Origin of the sequence: Vibrio sp. bablab_jr001 (assembly GCF_016464285.1) — a bacterium.
GTDB classification, from domain to species: domain Bacteria; phylum Pseudomonadota; class Gammaproteobacteria; order Enterobacterales; family Vibrionaceae; genus Vibrio; species Vibrio fluvialis.
Window position 1 is genome coordinate 1 of the sequence record NZ_JACDWZ010000048.1, and the last position, 5751, is coordinate 5751.

8 protein-coding genes are annotated in these 5751 nt (G+C 53.3%); 7 read left to right on the plus strand and 1 reads right to left on the minus strand.

Translation table 11 applies throughout. The annotated features are described in order from the left end of the window. Positions 1-46 precede the first annotated feature (46 nt). The 6 genes from JIG40_RS09835 to JIG40_RS09860 are packed head-to-tail and all read left to right on the plus strand — an operon-like array spanning position 47 to position 4526. Entirely contained in the window at positions 47-622 is a 576-nt protein-coding gene (locus JIG40_RS09835) for a phage baseplate assembly protein V (RefSeq protein ID WP_199465272.1), read from the plus strand. Then, positions 619-1005 carry a phage GP46 family protein gene (locus JIG40_RS09840; protein WP_075990092.1) on the plus strand — a complete coding sequence of 129 codons (387 nt, stop codon included), beginning with the start codon at positions 619-621 and terminating at the stop codon, positions 1003-1005. The genes JIG40_RS09835 and JIG40_RS09840 overlap by 4 nt, the downstream gene beginning before the upstream one ends. Further along, entirely contained in the window at positions 1002-2048 is a 1047-nt protein-coding gene (locus JIG40_RS09845; RefSeq protein WP_199465273.1) for a baseplate J/gp47 family protein, read from the plus strand. The genes JIG40_RS09840 and JIG40_RS09845 overlap by 4 nt, the downstream gene beginning before the upstream one ends. Further along, positions 2030-2509 carry a hypothetical protein gene (locus JIG40_RS09850; RefSeq protein WP_199465274.1) on the plus strand — a complete coding sequence of 160 codons (480 nt, stop codon included), beginning with the start codon at positions 2030-2032 and terminating at the stop codon, positions 2507-2509. Before JIG40_RS09845 ends, JIG40_RS09850 begins: the two co-directional genes overlap by 19 nt. Next, positions 2506-3597 carry a phage tail protein gene (locus JIG40_RS09855; protein ID WP_199465275.1) on the plus strand — a complete coding sequence of 364 codons (1092 nt, stop codon included), beginning with the start codon at positions 2506-2508 and terminating at the stop codon, positions 3595-3597. Before JIG40_RS09850 ends, JIG40_RS09855 begins: the two co-directional genes overlap by 4 nt. Further along, entirely contained in the window at positions 3597-4526 is a 930-nt protein-coding gene (locus tag JIG40_RS09860; protein ID WP_244662661.1) for a hypothetical protein, read from the plus strand. The genes JIG40_RS09855 and JIG40_RS09860 overlap by 1 nt, the downstream gene beginning before the upstream one ends. Positions 4527-4645: 119 nt before the next feature. Here the strand turns inward: JIG40_RS09860 and JIG40_RS23030 are convergent, their stop codons facing one another. Next, positions 4646-5287, minus strand: a complete 642-nt coding sequence (locus tag JIG40_RS23030; RefSeq protein WP_199465276.1) for an acyltransferase — start codon at positions 5285-5287, stop codon at positions 4646-4648. A 161-nt stretch (positions 5288-5448) separates the two neighbouring features. On the opposite strand from JIG40_RS23030, the gene JIG40_RS09870 reads away from it, so the two are divergent. Continuing rightward, positions 5449-5751, plus strand: a 303-nt coding sequence (locus JIG40_RS09870) for a lysozyme (RefSeq protein WP_199465277.1), incomplete at its 3' end; no start/stop codon positions are given.

Genomic DNA, 5751 nt, shown 5'->3' on the forward strand with positions numbered 1-5751 from the left:
CAAACCACCTCGATGACACTGTTCCGGCCATTCAGGGAGCAAAGCGATGTCTGACACACTGCTGGCCCGTTTGATGAGCCGGATTAAGAATCTGGTTGGCACCGGCACGGTCACAGGAGCGGAGACGCAGTGGCTGCAGATTAAAACTGCCACGGGCCGCACCAACGATCGCATCCGCCGCGTGCACAACTACGGCTTTATGAGTCGTCCGTTGGTGGGGGCTAAAACTTACAACCTGTTTATCGGGGGCGTCACCGCGCGCGGTATCACCGTCAATGTGGAAGACGAACGTTACCAGATGGCACTGCAGCCGGGTGAGGTCGCCATGCTCGATGACAAGGGGAATCTGGTTCACTTCACCGCAGACGGTATCAAGGTGAACACTAAGGCAAAACTGGACATCACGGCCGCAGGCGATATCAGCGTTAAGGCTCCCAAAGTGGATGTCACCGCGCCCCAAGTTTCGTTCTCCGGCAATGTGGACATCGGTGGCGACCTCAACGTCGCGGGCAACGTCGGCGGTAGCTCTGGGAAGTTTGCGGGCGTCACGGTGGAAACCCACACCCACGACTACCTGGACGATAACAACCAACGCACTTCATACAGGCCAAACCAATCATGAACTATTTCCGTTTAAACGCGATCACGGCACCGATGAACTCCGAGGAAGGCATGACACACGCCGTCTGGCAGAGCATTTACAACCACAGCGAGTCGACACAGAACGATCGCGCGCGAATGGCGGAAGACGAACGCGGCGGCAACTGGAGCGACGAACTGCTGACCATCGTAGGCTCACGCGACTGGACCCTGCGCCGCGATAAGCTCACCCCGCAGACGCTCGTCATGGCCAAACGCTTTTATGAAGAAGCGCTGGCCTGGCTCATCACAGAGGGCCACGCCAAAGCCGTGACAGTTTCCGTCTGGGAAGCGAAACCCAATCAGATGGGGCGTGATGTGATCATTACCCTCACCGATGACACCACGTTTAAGGTCACACTATGAGTACACAACGCAGCCTGCAGACACTCATCGAGCGCGCCAAATCGACACTGATGGCGAAAACTGGGCAGAACACACCGGCGATCGATGCCATCGCGTGCGCGATTGCGGGCGTGAGTTACGGTCAGTACGGCTATCAGGATTTGCTGTTTCGCCAGCTTCACCCGGAAACCTGCTCCGAAGCCTGGCTTTATCTGCATGCCAATCGCCATGACACGCCGCGCCTGCTGCCCACGTTTGCATCAGGCACCGTCCGGTTTACTCAGCTCGGTGGTGTGGTGGTCATCCCCAAAGCAACTTTGCTGACCGATGCCGCCGGCAATGAATACGAAACCACCAAAGAGCAATACAGTGACGTGCCGGTCAGCGTGATTGCCCGCGTGTCGGGCAGTGCCAGCAATCTGCCAGCCGGAAACATTCTGACCCTGTCCGAAGGCTTAGGCGGTATCGACCCGACTCAGGTTCAGAGCCTTGGCATTGAAGGCGGCGCCGACATCGAAACTCTCGAACACTGGCGCGCCCGGGTGATTGTGGCCTACGAGAAAAACGACCTGATCGGCAAAGCTGAAGATTATGAAGCCTGGGCAACGTCTGCCCATGCCGATGTCGACTTTGCCTGGGCACTGGATAACACCCCGGAGCGCGGCATGGTGGAAGTGTATATCGGCCGCCGCACCGCTGACCCGACACTGAGCAGCGAAGTGATCAGTCTGGTTCAGCAAACCTTCGAAGCGCATCGTCTGGCAGGTTGTCATCCCATCGCCTTATTGCCAGAACATGTTCTGCTGAATATCGAGATTCAGGGCATTGAAGACCAATCAGTCCGTGATGACGTGGTCACTGCGCTGCAGAGCCTGGTACAAAGCAAAATGGGTAAAATCAACGCCGCGACGGGCAATCCGGAATCCATCACACCGACGGAAATTGTACTGACAGTATCGAGTGTCACCACCAACTTTATTGTGAAATCTCCAACCGATGAAGTGACAATTCAGAGCCATCAGATTCATGTATTAGGAGACGTAACATGGACACCTCCAGCGTAATCATCGATTACAGCGCCGAAGACTTTGCGCAGGCCATCCGCGCTTTGTTGCCCAAAGGCCAATACTGGCAGGAAGCAGACAACCCGGAACTGACCAGCCTCATTGAAGCAATGGCCACCGACTTCAAAGCCACGCACGATGACATTGAACTGTCCCTGCTGACCGACTTTCAGGAAGCGTTGTTCGGCTGGAAAATCAGTGATTATCAGGCGCTGCTCTACACCCAGGCAGGTGATGACGCCGGAACCGTCTCTGATGACCGGACCACGCCGAATCTGATTTATGTCGCGCTGCAGGAAGATGCCCGAATCTCATGCGCGCAGGCCTGGGCAGCGTTTGAGGAAAAGCGCCTGCCGCATACTGAAATCACCTGGACGTATCAGTCCCGGCTTGATGTCCATCATCAGCTTGCCAACTGCCGGCATATCCGCAATCAACACACTTACGAGGTCACCCAATGAGCTTACTCATCACCCATGCCGGGATTGCCGCCGCGATTCGTGCCGGTGATCTGGGCATTGAATACAAAATCACTCACATCAGCATCGGCTCTGCCGGGTATGTTCCGAATCCGGAGCAAACCGCACTCGTTGCTGAAATCCAGAAAAAGGCGCTGACGCGCGGTGCGTTGGTGGCGCAAGGCCAACTGCATTTTGAAACGGTCTGGGATGGGGATGAAGAGTTTGAAGGCAAAGAGCTGGGCTACTGGCTGGAAGACGGGACGCTGTTCGCGGTCGACAGTCGCGATGGTGAGGTCATCACCTACAAACGCAAAAACACCGTGGTCACCGAAGCCTGTGAACTGAATCTGGCGGCGTCGACTATCCAGAATATCACGGTGGAGATGCTCGGCTCCCCTTACGCCACGGAACAAGTGGCGGGTATTGCCAAAGTCGTGACCACCGGACAGGTCGATACCGGCACAGACGACCGCGCGTTTCTGACCGTGAAAAAGTTTCTTTATGCACTGGATGTCACCGCCGTCGTCGACAAACTGGTCACCAACCTCTGGCTTAAACTCGCCGCCAGAATCTTTCCGGTCGGGGCCGCCATTCCGTGGTTTACGGACATTGCGCCGGACGGTTTCGGTATGTTCAAAGGTCAGGCGTTTGATATGGCGACGTATCCGGAGCTCGCCAAAGTCTTTCCTGACGGCATCATTCCGGATATGCGCGGGTGCGGCGTCATTGGTAAGGAAGACGGCGAAACGGTGGGTGTGTTTGAAGAAGGGGAAGTAAAAGCGCATGAACACCCAGGGTCAAGCGTATTATCGACGGACATTGGCTCAAAAACGACGTCGTCTGGTGGTGCACATACTCACACATTATCGCTAACACGAACGGAAGAGAATGGCGCTCGAAGCGGGCAATATTATGCCAACGGTACCACCATCGAAGCCGCCCAAACATGGACAACGAACAGTGCAGGAGCGCACGCGCACACAGTCGCGATTGGCTCTCATGCTCACACGATTGCCATTGCCCTGTTCGGCGCACTGAAAAACACCATCAACCACCGCAAAGTCAACTGGATTGTGAGGCTCGCATAATGGCTCCATTTTTCGCCCAATCTCAGACCGTTAATGTCTCGCGTATCACCTCCGACGGATGGTGGATTGAGAACACCACCGAGCATGTCAGCAAAGGCACGGCGCTGGGTAACGATTTCACTCAGACGCTCTACACGCCGTCCCGTGATGGAATGACTGCCCGTTATGACCGGGCAACCGGCACCTGGTCTGATGAAATTGAAGACATGACCTGGAAAACGTACTTTGACCCACATGGGAACCCGTTTGTGATTGGCGAGCCGGATGGACAGTTCCCGGAGAATGCGATCACGCAGTCTCCCCCCGAGTTTGAGGCAGGCTCTCAAACAGTGCTGTTCAGAGAAGGTCACTGGCAGGTTTACCCGATTCTGCTGGGGCAGCCGTTTTATGACGAGTACGGCAATGAATTCAAAGTGTCTGACTACAACTTTGAGTTACCGGAAAACCACACCTTTATTCCGCCACCTGAGCCGCTATCCGCGCAGCACGCGCCCAAACTTGTCAACGGAGAGTGGCAGCAGTTCTTGGACTATCGCGGGGAAATGGCGTACGCCACTGACCGCGACAACGGGGAAAATTACCGGATTGAAGAACTGGGAGAACTGCCAGCAACGCATACGTTAACTGAGCCGGAGCTCTATGACTCGTGGTCAGACGGACAATGGCAGTATGACATCGAACGGCACCGCCCGTTTAAAGCGGCGGAAGAAAAGCAATGGCGAGACGGGGAACTGACTAAAGTGCTGGACCGCATTGACCAGTACGAGAAAGACCAGAGCTATCCCGCTGAGCTGCGCACATCACCAATCAAGACCGAAGCGGATTACCTGAAACTGCTGCAGGACCGAAAAACACTCAGCGATTACCCGGAATCAGACGGCTTTCCTTTTGGGCAGCGTCCGCAACTATCAGGAATGGTTAACTATTAACGTCCAGATAGCTGACTATTTGCAGTATTAAGAGGATAACGATCTTGTAAGACGTTGATGGCTATCGCTTATAGCCATCAACTGCAGATATCGGACTGAATAAGATTCAGGATAGTCACTCACTTTTGGGCGAAAGTCAGTGCACTATCCCAAGTAATGCCCTGTTTAACCACTTTCGCAGGTGAACCAACAGCAATGGATTGACTCGGAATTACGCCTGATACAACAGAACGAGCACCAATGACGGAACCACTACCGATTTTCGCTCCCTTTAGTACCATTACATCTTGGCCTAGCCAAACATGCTCTTCGAGAAGAATGTCTTTGGCAGGGTTAATACGCTGCCCATGTTCCAAAATATCGTGACCATCACTGGTAAGCATGGTGACACCTTTGGCGAGCAACGAATTTGCCCCAATTCTTAATGTAGTGCCCTTCTCCTGACAAGAAATTTTGCCCTCTCCAGTGTTACGCGTATTTTTACCTATGATAAGGGTGCAATCTTCGCCTAACACTTCAATTAACAGGTTTTGGAGCTGACAGCCTTTCTCAATGATGAGTTTGTTGTTTCGCCCTTCAACGACGATCTTACAACGTCGGACACTTGCAGAACGTTCAATCTCAATAGAACTCTGATTGACGTTTGTCGCCTTGATAATACATTTTCGGACTTTGGCATTCGGATCAATTCGCAATTTACTGCCCGTTTCCAGAGTAATCGAATTTTGCAAACGTAGCTTGATTGTTGAAAGAAAGTTCACTTGGGATTGTCCATATTGCTTGCCGAGAATTTTTGAATACTATCATTTCAGACACCATGTATGCTTGGTTTTTCTACATCCCCCATCTAGAAACCGCTTCAATATCAGTCAGTAATTCGGGGCGATACACTGGCCTTTGTTTATTCAACGAAGGTTAAACCATGAAAGCACTGGCAACCCAACTCATCAAAAAACACGAAGGGCTGCGGCTGAAACCTTACCGCTGCAGCAATCAAAAACTCACCATCGGTTACGGCCGCAACCTGCAGGATAACGGCATCAGCCAACAAGAAGCGGAAACCCTGCTTCAACACGACCTTGATGCTGCGGTGAAAGACGCAGAAACGCTGCCGTATTTCGCTTCGCTTAACGATGCGCGTCAGGCGGTGATCGTCGACATGATTTTCAACCTTGGCCTGCCCCGTTTTGGCATGTTCAAGAAAATGATCGCCGCCATCGAGCAG